We start from the raw sequence: 15,701 nt of genomic DNA on the forward strand, positions 1-15,701 counted from the left end.
GTGAGAGAAATAGAATGAGTATAGTGATCTTTTACTCAGTTATTTAATTGAAATACAAAAGAGGATGTTACCATATTTGGTAACGTACTCAAATGTTACCATATTGGGTAACTTAATGATTTATGTTATAGAGCAAGCGTGAAAAATAGGCAACAAAAAAGCCTTTTCTGGAAAACCAGAAAAGGCTTTTTATAAAAATAGACCTAACTGACTAGGATCAGTTCATGCCGTATTTTATTCTTTTAGCTCTCATGCTATCTAGTGTTATTTTAATGTTCAATAAAATCAAATGGATAATAAAAATATATACTGTATATTGTTCCAGTGTTTATTGACGTTTTCGTATTTGTACATCACACTATGTATAAACATTTGTATAAACAATCTGGACTATCAATGGCAAATGAACTAAATAAATTGAGCGATAAAAAGGTTAAAGCCCTTTATGGTAAGCCTGTATCTAAAATTGAGTTCGTAGCTGATGGGGCAGGGCTTAGCGCTAAGGTATCTGTTGCTGGTGGTGTGAGTTGGGTTTTTACTTATAGACTAGATGGGAAAAAGTTAAATCGCCTAACACTAGGGCGATATCCTGATATGAGTTTAAAAGAAGCCAGAGAACTCCGTGATAAGTGTCGTAACTGGCTGGCATTAGGCAAAGATCCAAAGCTACAACTAAATATAGAGGTTCAATCGTCGTTAAAGCCTGTCACTGTGAGAGATGCTTTAGAGTATTGGGTTGAAAATTACGGGAAAGATAACCGAGTTAATATAGTTAGGCATGTGGCTCAATTAGAAAAGCATATTTACCCTTATATTGGTGAAATGGCTTTAAGCGATTGTGAAACTCGTTATTGGCTAAAATGTTTTGATCGAGCAAGAAAAGAATCACCTGTTGCGACTGGTTATGTATTTCAGATGTGTAAACAGGCATTAAAATTTTGCAGAGTTAGGCGATATGCTGTTAGTAGTGCTCTTGATGATTTAACTATTCCTGATGTTGGTAAGAAACAGAATAAAAGGGATCGGGTACTTACTGATAAAGAACTAGGGGAATTATGGCAATCACTCAATGGGAATAAACATATTCCTTATTATAAGCATTTAATTAAAATTCTTATTATTTTTGGGTGTCGTTCGCATGAAGCTAGATTATCAGAGTGGAAAGAATGGGACTTTGATAATTGGATTTGGACTGTACCGAAAGAGCATACAAAAACAAATGAGAAAATTATTCGTCCAATACCTATTTATATACGAGATTTTGTTAAAGAATTATATTCAGTAAATAAAAAGACAGGTTATTTATTGGGTGAATTAAAAAAATCTGAGGCAGTTTCTCAATACGGTCGTAATTTATGGGAAAGATTTAATCATTCCGAACCTTGGACATTACATGATTTAAGGCGGACATTTGCAACAAAGTTAAATGATATGGGAATTCTCCCTCATATTGTAGAGCAATTACTAGGTCATGCATTGCCAGGAGTAATGGCTATTTATAATCGTAGCCAATATTTACATGAAAAATTAGATACACTTAATAAATGGTGTGAGCGATTAGACTTATTGGCAGAGAATAATAAAAATGTAGTTACTTTAAATGTGAGGTTAAGATGAAAGAATATCCTGAATATGTAGATAATACCATAATTAAGTGGTATGAGTCTGATATAATATCAGATTTTAAAATGCCTATTCCTGATGAAAATAAAGATGATTTAGATAAAGCTGGTTGTTTTTTTGATTCGAATGTTTGGAATGAAACATTATCAGAAAAAGAAGTAGTACAGACTTTAATATTTAATGATGATATGCGTTTTATATGGTCTTCTTTATCAAAAAGAGCTAATGAATTTCGTATTCCATATATATTTTATTACATTTTGACTCATAAGATAATTGATGCTTATAGTGGCCCGAATGATTGGGAATTGTTAACACAAAAACAAAAAGAAGAAAAAATGGCAAAGATAAAAAAATTATCTTTTGAACTTTGTAAGGAAATCTCAAATACGCCATTAGATTTATCAGTAATGAGTTTTGCTAATTATAAATCATTCTTTGAAAGATTTAATATGATAGTAAAAAATGACATTCAAAAAAATTTAGAGTGTTTTTTAAATAGATATTGTGAAATTAAAAATTCACATTATATTCCCAAAAATGGAGATGATAGAGTAATAGGTGCCGCATGGGCAGGTGTAGGTGTAATGTCTCCATCAATTGGCTCTGTGCTCCAAACTTTAAGTGAAAAAGCAGATTCATTTAAATGTGAATCAATCTTAAAAAGAAAAAATCAAGTTAGAAGAGTATTCTTTATTAGAAAACTATCGATGTTTTTTACAGAGACGTTTGGAACGCCCCTTCATAATATAACAGCAACTATTAGTGGTGTTTTTTTAAAGGAAGATATTTCAATAGAAGAAGTAAGATCTGTAATACGCTAATATTTATTAGCTATTGGTGTAAAAAAATAAAATTAAAAGATTTTACGCCAATGGCATTAATTTTGATTGTATTTTAAATTAATACCAATGGTTTGATTCTAAAGAAATTTAGTTATTTTAGACCAATTTTTTTATTCTATTTTTTCCGTAAAAATACCCTCACGAAAACACAAATACAGTGAGGGTTATATGCAAAATCAATTTTCAACACCAACACCAGAATTGCGCCGTTCTATCCTTGCCGAGTATGGCGAACAGTATGATCGCCTCGTTCGCGAGAAAGAACGCCGACGCATCACATCAATTTCACGCACAACAGCTTACACACTCGAAAAAGAAGGGCGTTTCCCTACGCGTAAAGCATTAGGGCGTAATTCTTGCGCGTGGCTATTAAGTGATTTATTGCTATGGGTTCGTAACCCGCCCGCCGTGGAAAATATTAATAATCCATATAGCCGTAAAACCAATTAATTAAAACAAGGTAAATCATGAAATTAAAAAACATGGCTAATAGCCGTGGCGGGCTTCTCTACGCCAAAAATCAGGAATGGGTAAATAACCTATTGAAAATATTTCAGAGGACAAATCTGTTTAATTATTCAGCCAATATTAATGAGAAACCACAATGATCGACATTGCAAAATTTAACTCTGCCATTGGCTGGGTTAAGAACTATACAAAAATTTTTAGGGAGTACTTGGTCAAATTGCGAGTAACTAATCGTTACGCACAAAAGAAAAAAGACAGCGTGCAGGCTGTCTTAATTCAACCCAATAATATCGGGTTGGTTCAATATTTCCTATCCTCCATTGGTGGATGGGATTTGATGTGCGTACGTTTAACGTACGGAGTTCAGCCTTTTGGCTCAATGCCTTGTCGTAGTAATTCTTTACGTGCTAGATCTTTTAGCCAATTACCAAGACTCACATTATCTCGCTCTGCAGCAGCCTCTAGTTGCTCCTTAAATTCAGGGACAAGTCTGATATTAAACATTGGTGACTTTCCAGCACCTTTTGGACTTTTATCTCTTTTTATTATTGACATGTATAGACCCGTTGAAATAGTATTAATGATGTTAGGTCTATACACTAACATATTTAATATAGATAGAACAACGCCCCGAAGTGCTACCAACACTGCCGAGGCGTTTAACCACAATGTTAAACGGAGTAACACTATGGCTATGTATAAGTCTACCCAAACTCACCCTAAATTCCTATGGCGTTTTTTCTCATGCCAGCAATCTAAATATTTTTCTGTTGAAGCTACCAGTGAGCAAGAAGCCCGTTCTATGCTTCTAGATTCTCCTTGCCTATTCTCTGCTCGTATTCGTAAGGATGTGGCTCATGGATAAATCAATCGCGCTGTATAACGCAGAGTATAAGTCACAGCAAATTGGTACGTTATTTGAGGTGATTTTTGACTACGTTTGTAAACAGGAAGAAATAGATCACTATCTTTTAGAACTGATAAGCATCGTCTGCGATATGAATCAGCAGATTCATCAATATGCGGCTTCTGCTATGGGGGAAAATCATGCGTAACCCTCAACCTAATGAATTCTACACGCACAAAAACGGTGAGACAGTCAAAGTGCTGTCCATTCAGTTTAATCGTGTGATCTTTATCCGTGATGGATTTGATAGCCCAGTCATTATGGCTATTAACCAATTCACCAAAGAATATACCTACGCAGGGAGAGCTTAATCATGGCTGATATCTATGATTTTATTGTGCGGAGGGATTTTGATTCAATGAGTACAGACGAATTACGCCTCCTGAAAAGTGTGTCTTCTGATACTTATCACGGTCTACTATCTAGTTTAAAGGTAATGGGGGAGTGTGCATTCTGGGCATGTATCAACGAAGAATATTCTAATGAGCAGGCAAAGGACGATTTATTTCGTATTAGTGAGTCATTGATGTATTTACCGCGATTAATTGATGCCATGCGTTTTAATGAGCAAGAAGCGGAATTTAAAATTTATCAACGAGAGGGCTTTCCTTATACGGAGGTAGGCAATGACTAATATTGAGTTGATCCGTGAAGTAAAACGTAATGCGACCAATCATTGGGATAGTTTATTACCTCTGTGTGGGGTTGATGTGCCAGAACGAGGTAAACATGGCGCATGTCCTGTATGTGGGGGCACTGACCGTTTTCATTTTATTGATGATCACCATAACGGCAATTGGTTTTGTCGCCAATGTGATGAGCCTAATCACGGTGACGGATTAGATTTAATTGCCAAAGTAAAAGGCATCTCTATCTATGAGGCAGCTAAAGAAGTCTCACAAGCTTTGTCATTGCCTTTACCTGAACCTGCCAGAAAGGAGACTCCAAAATCAGAGTCTCAACCTATCGCAGAAAAGGTACAAAAGCTGGTGGCTCAAACTATAGTAGGCAAATCAGCGTACCTGACTCAAAAGGGGCACGATTGCCCCGTAAAAATACTCGCTGATGGTTCGATGTTGTTAATTATTCAGCGCGGTAATGAGGTCACAGGGGCACAGGTTATCAAGCCTAACGGTGAAAAGCGTCTGATATCAGGAACAAAGAAAAAGGGCAGTTTTATGCCCTTATCTGAATTACCAGAAACGACTGAGACAGTATTGATTGCCGAGGGGTACGCCACCGCCTTAACAGTGAGTCAACTACATAGTGGTTTGGTGTTGGCTGCGATTGATAAAGGTAATTTATTACCCGTCACTGAATGGGTTAGAAAGCATTATCCCAAGGCAAAGATAATTATAGCTGCGGATAATGATATTAAGATTGGTCAGCCAAATGTGGGTAAAATTTCAGCAGAAAAAGCCGCTAAAACGGTTAATGGTTGGGTAACTTTACCGCCGACAGAAGATAAAGCCGATTGGGATGATTACCGTCAGCAATTTGGGATTGAGAAAGCAAAACAGGCGTTTAATGAAGGAATGTACCAAATGGATAATTTAGCCACAGTAACAGTTATTCATGCGGATAAAAAAGGGGCGAATACCAATCTCTCACAAATGGCGGCCAGTCAACGAGGCGCATTACTCGCAGAACGTTACGGAAAACTCGCTATTATTCCTGATAGTGAAATGGTTTATCACTATGTTGATGGGGTGTGGAACAAAGTATCTGATAGTGATTTACAACGGGCAATGGTGGCGATTTTTGATGAATATGAAACACCTTATAGCCCAACGGGGGTTAAAAATGCGATTGGTGCGTTGAAATTACAAATTCCAGTTTTAGGTGAGCAAAAGCGAGAGTTAATTGGTTTTAGTAATGGCGTGTATGATTTATCGACTCAACAATTTAAGCCTCATGCACCCGAAAACTGGTTACTTAATCATAATGGGATCGTATTCACTGCGCCTGAATCTAATGAGAATTTAAAACAACATGCCCCTAGTTTTTATAAGTGGTTATCTCATTCGGCTGGCAACGATGAAGAAAAGATGAACCGTATTAATGCGGGCTTATTTATGATTTTTGCTAATCGGTATGATTGGCAATTATTTATCGAGGTGACGGGTGAGGGAGGGAGTGGTAAAAGTGTTTTTACCTCTATCGCGACTTTACTTGCAGGGGCACACAATACCGCCAGTGGTAATATGAAAGCCTTAGATGAGGCGAGAGGGCGTTATCAATTTGTGGGTAAAAGTCTCATTACCTTACCTGACCAAGTAAAATACGTTGGAGAGGGGGCAGGCATTAAAGCCATTACAGGCGGTGATTTAATCGAGGTTGATGGTAAGTATGAGAAACAATTCTCAACCATTATTAAAGCGGTTGTTTTGGCGACGAATAACGAACCAATGAGCTTTACTGAACGTAACGGAGGGATAGCGCGTAGACGGGTTATTTTCTCTTTTAATACCCCCGTTAAAGAGAATGATAAAGATCCATTATTACCTGAGAAGATAAGCAAAGAGTTACCCGTTATTATTCGTCATTTATTGAAATTATTTACCTGCCAAGATAAGGCTAAATTATTACTGCAAGAACAGAGAGATTCAGGCGAAGCTTTAGCCGTCAAAAGTAACTCAGATCCCTTGTATAGCTTTTGTGCTTATTTAGTTTCATTGGGCGAAGAGTTAGGGATGAAGATGGGGAATAAGAATATTTATCCTCGTGCGCCGAGGATCTATCTCTATCATGCTTATTTATCATTTATGGAAGCCTACGGGTTTGATAGACCGCTAACATTAACCAAGTTTGGGGATTCATTACCTAAGGTGATGCAAGAGTATAAAAAAGACTATCGAAAGTTTAAAACGAAACGGGGTTATTACTATAACGTTGATTTAACTGATGAAGCTAACGAGTGGCTTCCTGCAGTACCTGAATTAAGAAAAAGTTAGCCCCCTAGTTATAAAGTTTTATGTTCAACTGTGCACCCTGTTCACCAATCTTTATATTTAATTGATTTATAATATAAAAATAGGGTGCATAGTTATTTCTTAACTGTGCACCAACTGTTCACCCTATGCACCCTATTCATTTTTTAAATATTCTTTGAAAAAGGTATTTATGGCAGTTTGACTGAAATTCCAGAATTAGGACCAGGAGGAACACCTAATGCCGATTCAACACCAGAATTTGCTCTCAAGTCTTGTAAAATACTTTGGGCTAAAAAATGTCTACCAATTATAGCTTGAGATCCTGGTCTCGGATTTTGTGAGGAGCGAGCACGGTATGCTTCTAAATATTCAATACCAGAAGCCATAGCTCGCGCACTTAATCCGCGGACATAAAGGCGATTAAATTCTCCCTCTGCTAAAGTTTGCGCTGCTGTTACAGGTACTCTAGCTTGGGTTGTTCCACCACTAGGGGTGCGTCGAGTATGATATTGAGCAAGAAGCCCTCGTCGTATTATCTCACGTTCTAACCATGAATCATCATGTTGGATGGATTCTTCTAATAAAGTTGGCCATTGCTGTTTACCTTGTGGAGAAAGGTAATTGCTGAGATAAAAATTATTTTGCTCATTGTCAAAGTCTATTTCTTCGCGCATAAACTGCCTAGTAACATTATCTAGATTTAAATAATTTAAAGACATCCATTTTCTCCTGAATTTATTAAATAACAAATATAGTAATAACACATTTAATATTTTTATAAATGCTCAGAGTTCATACTTTTTAAAACACAAATATTTAGTTTTAATATTTAGATTTAATTATTGAAGCAATGAAATATTTGGTTTTTAAATTTGTTTTTATAGTTATTTGTTATTGATTATTTTGTTTTTGTGTAATAATGAAATGTTATTGATATCAGGGATGGGAATAGTAATTCATATAAGGGAAAATGTAGTTATTAGTAACTATTAATAGATAGATACTGATTTTAGCTATATATAATATACAGACTTGTCAGAAATATTTTGGTTAACATATTAATATAAAACGCTTATTAGAAATACATCGTCGTGTTAATAAAATCGGAGAGTGCTTAAACAACATGTATCCGAATTTTAAAATAGACACAGATATAAGTAAATTAGCCACCTAATTAAAAGAGTATGCTCAGGTAAGTCTTAAGGAATTTCAAAGGTAGTTATAGTTACAGTACGGGGAGTCGACGAATTTTGAATGGTATTTTATCGAACTTGCAATCCGTGATTCTTATATGACAGATATTAATAAAATAAGAAAAGGTATAGCTCCAAGCGAAAACTTAACAATCTTATCTGGGGAAACAGGCAGTACCATCAGCTATTGGATTGGTGTTATTGAAGAATTAAAAGTTTTGTAAATGTTTTGTTCTCATGTTTTTTCATGTTAAGCCCCTTAGTTGCAGGGGCTTTTTATTATATTTTTCAGATATATATTGATAAGTGGCACTCAGACGTGAGCCGCCACTTGACCGTTTAATCATTGCTCTTTCTGACAGGCATCTCCAGTTAAACGGTCTTTTTCTTTTTGTGTTGGTTTCACGTCTTAACATTTTATTGTTTACGGAAACCACTTCATGAAAAGACTTCTCGAATTGCGCCAACAAAAGGCAACCCTCACCGAGCAAATGCGCTCATTGCTCACTAAAGCAGAAACCGAAAAGCGTTCTCTCACTGACGATGAAGCCAAAAGTTTTGATGAGTTACGTCATCAGTCGGAATCCCTGAATATTGAAATAGCTCGTTATGAAGCGATAGCAGAGGAAGAACGCAGTCAGGCTGGTACCACCGTATCAGGTGATAACACAGTGAGTAATGATGAATTACGTCATTATGTCCTGACAGGCGAAACACGCGCGTTATCTACTGGGGTTCCGGCTGATGGTGGCTATACCGTTATTCCTGAACTAAATAAGCAGATTATGCAGCAATTAACCGATGATTCGGTGATGCGTAAAATCTGTACCATCAAAACCACGCACAGCAACGAATATAAACAATTGGTTTCTGTCGGTGGGGCAAAGGTCAATCACGGTGAAGAAGGTCACGCTCGTACTGAAACTGGCACACCAAAGTTAGAAGAAGTCAGTATCAAATTATTCCCTATCTACGCCTATCCCAAAACCACGCAAGAAATTATTGATTTTAGTGATGTGGATATTCTGAGCTGGTTAACCACTGAAATTGGCGACACGTTTGTTGATACCGAAGAAGCCGATCTTGTCACGGGAGATGGTTTGAAAAAAGCAAAAGGTTTTTTAGCTTATCCTCGTGAAGCCAAAGATGACAAAACGCGCGCTTTTGGCAAATTAGAAAAACTGGAAGCAACGACACTGACAGCGGATAGCTTGATTGATTTGAAATTTAAGCTTAGAGCGAAATACCGCAAAAATGCCGTTTGGGTGATGAATTCCAATACTGCAGCTAAAGTGCAGAAGCTGAAAAATGGCAATGGGGATTATATCTGGCGTGATCGTTTACAGTCTGGCGATCCTGATACCTTATTAGGCTTACCCGTTCATTACCTCGAAAACATGCCTGATGATGTGATTGCATTAGGTGATTTTAAACGCGGTTACTTCATTGTGGATCATGAAACAGGGACACGTACTCGTCCTGACAATATTACAGAACCGGGCTTTATCAAAGTTCACACCGATAAATATTTAGGGGGTGGGCTGGTGGATTCTAACGCGATTAAAGTGTTGGAAGTGAAAGCTGCGGGTTAATAACTCTGGAAGCGTTCCTGTGATCTCAGGAGCGCTCTTTATTGTCAGGAATGTGTTATGAAAAATATTGAGTTAGAAATCCGTACCGCCACGCTGTCTGCCAGTGATAAAAAGCTGGTGGGTTATGTCATTAAATGGGGCTTACGTTCTCATGTGCTTTGGGATGAATTTGTCGAACAGTTTGCCCAAAATGCCTTTAGCAATAACCTAGCGAATGGTTGTGATGTTCTATGTTTATATGAACATGATTACACCAATTTATTAGGTCGCACGACTTCTGGCACATTACAACTCACCGAAGATGAAACAGGGTTACGTTTTGAACTCACTCCGCCTGATACGCAACTAGGGCGTGATGTTCTCACCTTGGTTGAACGAGGTGATATTGACGGTATGAGTTTTGGTTTCCGAGCGATTAAAGATCAGTGGGATATTGGTCAAGAGCCGTATATCAGAACCGTATTAGAAGCCGAACTCCATGAAATTACCATCACCAGTTTACCCGCTTACCCTGATAGTGGCGTAGAAATTGCCAAACGCTCCTTAACACTCAGTAAACCGCAAGCGGTAAAAGATTTTGACCGCTGGTTACAATTGGTTGAGGTGGAATAATGTGGCCATTCAAACGTAAAGCCTCCGAATCCCGCAGTCTAAGTATTGATGAGTTTCTTTCTCTGGCAGGGGTATCTAACACAAATTCAGGGGAACACGTTAGCTCATCAACAGCGGAGGGCTTACCTGCCGTGATGAATGCGGTGACGGTAATTAGTGAAGCTATTGCCTCCATGCCGTGTTTTTTGTATCGGGTACACAATGATAAAGGGCGAGAATCAAGAGAGTGGTTAAGTGATCATCCTGTTGATTATCTTCTCAATGAAAAGCCAAATGACTGTCAGACCGCTTTTCAATTTAAGCGTACGTTAATGCGTCATTGTTTGCTCAATGGTAACGCCTATGCGGTGATTGCATGGGGCAAAGATGGACAACCTAAATCAATACATCCTTATCCACCCAGTGCGGTAGTGATTAATCGACTTGGAGAGCATCGATACAGTTATACCGTGGCTGAACCGTATAGCGGTAAGGTGAAAACTTACCTACAAGAAGAAATTTTGCATTTACGTTATGCGACCGATGACGGTTTTTTAGGACGCTCACCCGTTACGATTTGCCGTGAAACATTGGGCTTAGGATTAGCTCAACAACGACACGGTGCGAGTATCATGAAAGACGGTATGATGGCATCTGGCATTATTAAATCGGGTGAATGGCTCGATAGCCTCAAAGGAACTAAGGCATTAGAAGCCCTAGAACGCTACAAAGGGGCACGTAATGCAGGGAAAACCCCCATTCTTGAGGGGGGCATGGAATATGAACAATTAGGCATGAGTAACCAAGATGCGGAATGGTTAGCCTCAAGGCGTTTTACCATTGAAGATATTGCCCGTATGTTCAACATTAGCCCTATCTTTTTACAAGAGTATTCCAACAGTACCTACAGTAACTTTAGTGAGGCAAGTCGCGCCTTACTGACTATCACTATGCGCCCGTGGTTAGCTAACTTTGAGCAACAAATTAAATCGGCGCTGTTACTCACGTCACCCACACCAAATATTCGTTATCAAGTGGAATTTGATACGGCAGATTTACTCCGCGCTAATCCTACCGAACGTTTCCGCAGTTATGAAACCGCGATTAAGTCAGGGGTTATGTGTCCGAATGAAGCCCGTGAGCGTGAGGGATTGCCACCTCGTGAAGGCGGTGATGAGTTCAGTCAGGCATGGAAACAAGAAATTCAAATTAAATCACCAGCCAGTAAGGAAGAAGCATGAAAGCAGGGCGCATGAATCAACGGGTGACTATTCAACGCTCAAAACTAAAACCAGATGCCCTCAGTGGTAATGAGGTGATGTGGTTTGATATTGCGACAGTCTGGGCAGAGGTAAAAGGCATTCGAGGGCGGGAATATTTCAGTAGTCAACAGACACAAAGTGAAACCACCGTGAGAGTTTGGTTGCGTTATTTTCCTGATGTGACTACCGCGGATCAGTTGATGTTTCACTACGCAGGTACGGACGGCAAGTATTGGGATATTAAAAGTATTGTGACCGATAAAGCCAAGGGCAGTATGGAAATGATTTGTGTGGGGGCAGAACGTGACGACAACTAAGCCAGAAATTGGTCTTGATGAAGTGAAGTTACATTGCCGTATTGATGGAAGTGATGAAGACAAACTGATTGAGTCTTATATCACGGCAGCATTAGAAGTCTGTCAACAACATATTGGCAAACGATTTGAAGAAGGACTGGACTTTACTCCCGCGATAAAGATTGGCTGTTTAATGTATATCTCATTGCTGTATGAGAACCGAGGTTTTATCAGTGAAGGTGAGATAAAAGAAATCCCGTTTACGATTAAATCATTGTGGTCAGTCTATCGCGATGTGGGAGTGTATTAGATGCCATGGCAACCACTAAAGCGTTGTAGCTATCCAAGCTGTAATAAGCGTGTGAAGTCTGGGCGATGTGATGAACATAAACGAGAGGCTAGACGACAACAGGACAGTCAGCGAGGAACACGAACCGAACGAGGTTATAGCAATCGATGGGGTCAGTATCGCTTGCAGTATCTCAAGTTAAATCCGTTATGCGTGCATTGCCTTAGGAAAGGGATATATACCCCTGCAACTATTGTTGACCACATTATCCCTATTAATGGTGATAGTGATGTGTTGTTTTGGGTGGATTTTAATCATCAAGCGTTATGCCACAGTTGCCATAATACTAAAACCTTTAAGCATGATCCTCTTACTAAACAAAAGCGTAAAAATGGGGAGTATCGAGAGTTAGAGGAAAAGGCGACACGACATAATGATTGGCGAGATGAGTATAACCGTAATGCGTGAAGATGAAGTAAATCAATTGGTTAAAGGGCTTCTTAAGCACAGTGAACCGTATCGACAACGACAACTAAAAACGCCTACAACGCACACAGCAAGGCGCACAACACAGCGCGATAGGGAGCTTATGGAATGTTTCCGAAATCGTTAGGGAAGCGCATAGAAGGAGTGGGGGCATCAAAAATGACAAACGCTCTCGTTTCAGGAACCGCGCGCCTCCTCGAATTTTTACGCACGGCAATTTTTTTGAAAATAATTTACTAGGAAATAGAAATAGTTATGGCAAGAGCACCTAAACCCCCTGTTTATCTTAATGAGATAGCGACGAAAGAGTGGAAAACAAAAGCCAAAATATTGGCAGAACGTGACGATCTGACGTTAGCCGATTGGAACAATTTAGAATTGTATTGCGTCAATTATGCGATGTACCGTAAAGCGGTTGAGGACTTAGATAATCGAGGGTTTAGCATTATCAATAGTCAAGGCAGTGAGAGCCGTAATCCCTCATTGAGTGCCAAGGCTGATGCTGAAAAAATCATGATTAAAATGTCTTCCTTACTGGGGTTCGATCCCGTTTCTCGTCGTAAAAATCCAATTGAAACCGAGGAAGAGGACGAATTAGATCGCCTATGAACGCATGGGAGCAGTACGCAAGCGACATCAAAACAGGCAAAATCCCCGCCTGTCAGCGGTTAAAGCAAGCCGTTGAACGTTACTATAATGACTTAAATAACCCGCTTTACACCTTTGATAATGAGGTCGTAGAGCGTTTTATCGGGTTCTCCCGCGTTTGCTCGCATGTTAAAGGGCACTTGCGAGGTAAGCCGATAGAGCTTGAGCCGTGGCAACAATTTGCCTTTGCTAATCTCCTTGGTTTCAAGGTGACCTCAACGGAGCGAAGAAAATACCGCAGTGCTTATATTCAGGTTCCCCGCAAAAATGCAAAATCCACCGTTGCGGCAATACTGGCTAATTGGTTCTTGGTGATGGAAAACGGGCAACAAGATATTTATACCGCCGCAGTGAGCCGAGATCAGGCGCGTATTGTCTTTGATGATGCCCGTCAAATGTGTGTGTTGTCTAAACCACTTAAAAAACGGGTGGTCATACAGCAACATAAAGTTATTAATCCGAAACGTAATAGCTTATTGAAACCTCTTGCCGCTAAAGCCGCGACTATTGAGGGAACCAATCCCAGTTTAGCGATTGTTGATGAATATCACTTACACCCTGATAATGCGGTTTATTCTGCCCTTGAATTAGGGATGGGGGCACGTCCTGAAGGGATTTTATTTGCGATCACAACGGCAGGCAGTAATGTCATTTCAGCCTGTAAACAACATTATGATTATTGTTGTCAAATCCTTGCAGGTGAAGAACAAAATGCATCGTTATTTGCTTTGATTTATGAACTCGATGACGAAAAAGAAATTGACGATGAACGTCTGTGGATAAAGGCGAATCCCAATCTTAATGTGTCAGTTGATGGTGATGCTTTATATGACACGATACAAAAGGCACGAGGCATTCCCTCTCAATGGACGGAAATGTTAACTAAACGCTTTAATATCTGGTGTCAGGGTGAGACTCCTTGGATGGGGGAAGGGGCATGGTTAGCGTGTAAAATGGACTATACCGAAACTGATCTACGAGGCTTGGAGTGTTATGCTGGGATGGATCTATCTTCTACGGGGGATATTACCAGTGTCTGCTATACCTTTCCTGTTGATAATGAATTGTTGTTATTAACTCGCCACTATATCCCCGAAGCGCAGTTACAGAACCCCGCCAATAAGAACAGGGCGATTTACCGTCAATGGGTTAAGTCAGGTTGGCTCCGAACCACACCAGGCGATTGTATTGATTATGATCGCATTCGTGATGATGTGCTTAGAGACAGCCAACAATTTAATATCAAATTGACAGGTTTTGATACATGGAACGCTACCCATTTAAGGACACAGCTACAAGGTGCGGGGTTAGATGTTGAGCCATTCCCTCAAACTTACATGAAGTTTAGCCCTGTGGCGAAATCAGCCGAGGTATTCGTTAATCGTAAAATCATTCGTCACAATGGCGATCCGGTGCTTGCGTGGGCGATGGCTAATGTCGTAATGGAAACGGACGCAAACGCCAATATTAAGCCCAATAAAAAGAAATCAGCCAACAAGATTGACCCTGCAATTGCTTTCCTTATGAGCTTTGGCACATGGCAGATTGAACATGAAGATTTTGCCTTCAACTTAACGGGTGAACAGAAAGCCCTTTTAGACTCTTTTAATGGGGTGTAACACATTGATTTTATTTCAATAAATAGACATGTTTCCCAATGGGTAAAAGTACAAAATTGAATCATCTAAAAGGCGTGGTGTAAATCACCATACCTTTGCAGTTATTGCGATATCACAACATCTTGATTTTGTTCCAGACGACAAAAAAGTCGTCTGAGTTATTGAGAAAAACATATTTGCGAAATTATCAATAGGTTAGAACGCTAAACGTACTTACCTCAATTAGGACGCCTTAATCTCAAGGAGACATGAAGTTATGAAATTGAAGGTCCCTCACTGACTGGCAATACCACAGTGCAAATACGCACTCTGAATAAATATCAATAAGTTATCTACGTTGAGAAATAAGATTACAACAAAGAGATACGGCAAGGTATTGGTAATCAGATTTCAGACGGTCAAATTGACCGTTAGCAATAAAAACAATGTGTTGTAACTTATCACCATTGGTCACTAAAACAATGACCAATGAGCGCTAATCTATTTTTATGACAGAATTAAGTGTTATCAAGCAGTTATAAACATAAACCCACTTTGTGTGGTAATTAATTATAATCAATTAGTTATCCTGATAGTTGAGATGTTGCGACGAATTTCTTCGGAACCTATTGTCTAAAGTGAGGACTTCGAAGTAAGCGATGCAATAAAAAGTGCATCGGTTGAAATGATTAATGGTTTAAAACCTACGTTGTATAAATCACCATTCAGATGATAAAGATGGGAAAAGGTGTAACGGAAATCATCACACCTTTAAAAACAGTCAAACTATAACCTGTATATCGACATACTTCTTAGTACTGTTACCCTTTCCGACTATGCCTATAATTACAAGCGTTAAAACTAGCCTCAATTTTGAGAAGACTGATTTTATTGATAAATATAGACTCAAAAATGAGCAGATTGATTTTATTGGTAAAATTAGACTGCAACCACATTTGAACTTTAATAG

General features: G+C 39.0%; 20 protein-coding genes. 18 read left to right on the forward strand and 2 right to left on the reverse strand.

Going from position 1 to position 15,701, the window contains the following annotated elements; translation table 11 throughout:
- The first annotated feature begins 396 nt into the window (after nt 1–396).
- From ACNART_RS03750 to ACNART_RS03760, 3 genes are all read left to right on the forward strand, one after another.
- Complete coding sequence (locus ACNART_RS03750; RefSeq protein WP_049237092.1) at nt 397–1,617, forward strand: tyrosine-type recombinase/integrase; 1,221 nt, start codon at nt 397–399, stop codon at nt 1,615–1,617.
- On the forward strand, nt 1,614–2,447 hold the full coding sequence (locus ACNART_RS03755; protein ID WP_102086853.1) for a hypothetical protein: 834 nt from the start codon (nt 1,614–1,616) through the stop codon (nt 2,445–2,447). Before ACNART_RS03750 ends, ACNART_RS03755 begins: the two co-directional genes overlap by 4 nt.
- Nucleotides 2,448–2,636: 189 nt before the next feature.
- Entirely contained in the window at nt 2,637–2,918 is a 282-nt protein-coding gene (locus tag ACNART_RS03760) for a helix-turn-helix transcriptional regulator (RefSeq protein ID WP_049237089.1), read from the forward strand.
- Between the two features lie 381 nt (nt 2,919–3,299).
- On the opposite strand, the gene ACNART_RS03765 is transcribed toward ACNART_RS03760, so the two are convergent.
- Nucleotides 3,300–3,491: a toxin-antitoxin system HicB family antitoxin gene (locus ACNART_RS03765; protein ID WP_161770065.1), complete on the reverse strand. Its 192-nt coding sequence runs from the start codon at nt 3,489–3,491 to the stop codon at nt 3,300–3,302.
- Nucleotides 3,492–3,624: 133 nt separating this feature from the next.
- Between ACNART_RS03765 and ACNART_RS03770 the strand changes: the two genes are divergently transcribed.
- Genes ACNART_RS03770 through ACNART_RS03790 form a run of 5 tightly spaced genes read left to right on the forward strand, consistent with a single transcriptional unit; the run spans nt 3,625 to nt 6,797 of the window.
- Nucleotides 3,625–3,801: a host cell division inhibitor Icd-like protein gene (locus tag ACNART_RS03770; RefSeq protein WP_416303442.1), complete on the forward strand. Its 177-nt coding sequence runs from the start codon at nt 3,625–3,627 to the stop codon at nt 3,799–3,801.
- A complete protein-coding gene (locus tag ACNART_RS03775) occupies nt 3,794–3,991 on the forward strand; it encodes a hypothetical protein (RefSeq protein ID WP_416303443.1) in 198 nt (65 codons plus the stop codon). Before ACNART_RS03770 ends, ACNART_RS03775 begins: the two co-directional genes overlap by 8 nt.
- Complete coding sequence (locus ACNART_RS03780) at nt 3,984–4,154, forward strand: DUF4222 domain-containing protein (RefSeq protein WP_075204518.1); 171 nt, start codon at nt 3,984–3,986, stop codon at nt 4,152–4,154. The genes ACNART_RS03775 and ACNART_RS03780 overlap by 8 nt, the downstream gene beginning before the upstream one ends.
- 2 nt (nt 4,155–4,156) lie before the next feature.
- Nucleotides 4,157–4,477: a hypothetical protein gene (locus ACNART_RS03785; protein ID WP_049237083.1), complete on the forward strand. Its 321-nt coding sequence runs from the start codon at nt 4,157–4,159 to the stop codon at nt 4,475–4,477.
- The gene (locus tag ACNART_RS03790) at nt 4,470–6,797 is read left to right on the forward strand and encodes a primase-like DNA-binding domain-containing protein (protein WP_416303444.1); all 2,328 of its coding nucleotides are present in this window, start codon (nt 4,470–4,472) and stop codon (nt 6,795–6,797) included. Before ACNART_RS03785 ends, ACNART_RS03790 begins: the two co-directional genes overlap by 8 nt.
- 167 nt (nt 6,798–6,964) lie before the next feature.
- On the opposite strand, the gene ACNART_RS03795 is transcribed toward ACNART_RS03790, so the two are convergent.
- Complete coding sequence (locus ACNART_RS03795; RefSeq protein ID WP_161770061.1) at nt 6,965–7,495, reverse strand: hypothetical protein; 531 nt, start codon at nt 7,493–7,495, stop codon at nt 6,965–6,967.
- Between the two features lie 572 nt (nt 7,496–8,067).
- On the opposite strand from ACNART_RS03795, the gene ACNART_RS03800 reads away from it, so the two are divergent.
- The 10 genes from ACNART_RS03800 to ACNART_RS03845 all read left to right on the forward strand — a co-directional run bounded on the left by ACNART_RS03800 (nt 8,068) and on the right by ACNART_RS03845 (nt 14,752).
- The gene (locus ACNART_RS03800) at nt 8,068–8,193 is read left to right on the forward strand and encodes a hypothetical protein (protein WP_262254409.1); all 126 of its coding nucleotides are present in this window, start codon (nt 8,068–8,070) and stop codon (nt 8,191–8,193) included.
- 216 nt (nt 8,194–8,409) lie between these two features.
- Nucleotides 8,410–9,561: a phage major capsid protein gene (locus ACNART_RS03805; protein ID WP_161770060.1), complete on the forward strand. Its 1,152-nt coding sequence runs from the start codon at nt 8,410–8,412 to the stop codon at nt 9,559–9,561.
- Nucleotides 9,562–9,618: 57 nt separating this feature from the next.
- Complete coding sequence (locus ACNART_RS03810) at nt 9,619–10,173, forward strand: HK97 family phage prohead protease (RefSeq protein WP_161770059.1); 555 nt, start codon at nt 9,619–9,621, stop codon at nt 10,171–10,173.
- Complete coding sequence (locus ACNART_RS03815; protein WP_161770058.1) at nt 10,173–11,393, forward strand: phage portal protein; 1,221 nt, start codon at nt 10,173–10,175, stop codon at nt 11,391–11,393. Before ACNART_RS03810 ends, ACNART_RS03815 begins: the two co-directional genes overlap by 1 nt.
- Nucleotides 11,390–11,731 (forward strand): phage head closure protein, encoded by a 342-nt coding sequence (locus ACNART_RS03820; protein ID WP_161770057.1) that lies wholly within the window; start codon nt 11,390–11,392, stop codon nt 11,729–11,731. Before ACNART_RS03815 ends, ACNART_RS03820 begins: the two co-directional genes overlap by 4 nt.
- Nucleotides 11,718–12,020, forward strand: coding sequence for a head-tail connector protein (locus ACNART_RS03825; protein WP_109393122.1), 303 nt, complete (start codon nt 11,718–11,720; stop codon nt 12,018–12,020). The genes ACNART_RS03820 and ACNART_RS03825 overlap by 14 nt, the downstream gene beginning before the upstream one ends.
- Nucleotides 12,021–12,467: an HNH endonuclease gene (locus ACNART_RS03830; protein ID WP_049237069.1), complete on the forward strand. Its 447-nt coding sequence runs from the start codon at nt 12,021–12,023 to the stop codon at nt 12,465–12,467.
- Nucleotides 12,445–12,612: a hypothetical protein gene (locus ACNART_RS03835; RefSeq protein ID WP_157858408.1), complete on the forward strand. Its 168-nt coding sequence runs from the start codon at nt 12,445–12,447 to the stop codon at nt 12,610–12,612. The genes ACNART_RS03830 and ACNART_RS03835 overlap by 23 nt, the downstream gene beginning before the upstream one ends.
- Before the next feature lie 128 nt (nt 12,613–12,740).
- Nucleotides 12,741–13,094 (forward strand): phage terminase small subunit P27 family, encoded by a 354-nt coding sequence (locus tag ACNART_RS03840; protein WP_004245345.1) that lies wholly within the window; start codon nt 12,741–12,743, stop codon nt 13,092–13,094.
- Nucleotides 13,091–14,752 carry a terminase large subunit gene (locus tag ACNART_RS03845; RefSeq protein ID WP_049237066.1) on the forward strand — a complete coding sequence of 554 codons (1,662 nt, stop codon included), beginning with the start codon at nt 13,091–13,093 and terminating at the stop codon, nt 14,750–14,752. The genes ACNART_RS03840 and ACNART_RS03845 overlap by 4 nt, the downstream gene beginning before the upstream one ends.
- Nucleotides 14,753–15,701: the final 949 nt, after the last annotated feature.

Source organism: Proteus sp. LHD240705 (assembly GCF_047921555.1).
Taxonomy (GTDB): Bacteria; Pseudomonadota; Gammaproteobacteria; order Enterobacterales; family Enterobacteriaceae; genus Proteus.